Origin of the sequence: Sabulibacter ruber, from assembly GCF_017355955.1 — a bacterium.
Taxonomy (GTDB): Bacteria; Bacteroidota; Bacteroidia; order Cytophagales; family Hymenobacteraceae; genus Nibribacter; species Nibribacter ruber_A.
The window spans coordinates 1-253 of record NZ_JAFFID010000175.1; the positions used below are offsets into that span (position 1 = coordinate 1).

Consider the following 253-nt stretch of genomic DNA (forward strand, 5'->3'; position numbering starts at 1 on the left):
GCAAGGGACATCGGCGTCCCGCTGACCCGGATCACCGCGATCCTGGACGGGAAGCGCGCGATCACGGCCGACACCGCCCTGCGCCTGTCCCGCTTCTTCGGCCTGTCCGAGCGGTTCTGGATCGACCTCCAGGCCGGCCACGACCTCGCCCTGGCCAAGGCGGCGCTCGGCGTTCGGCTCGACGCGGAAGTCCGCCCCCTTGCCGCGGCGGATAGCAAGGGAATTGTGGACGGTGTGAAAGCGCGGTAGAACG

General features: G+C 70.0%; 1 protein-coding gene. It reads left to right on the forward strand.

Annotation, left to right across the window (positions count from 1 at the left end):
- Positions 1–249: HigA family addiction module antitoxin (locus JT719_RS24935; RefSeq protein ID WP_207436475.1), on the forward strand; the 249-nt coding region annotated here is incomplete at its 5' end.
- Positions 250–253 lie beyond the last annotated feature (4 nt).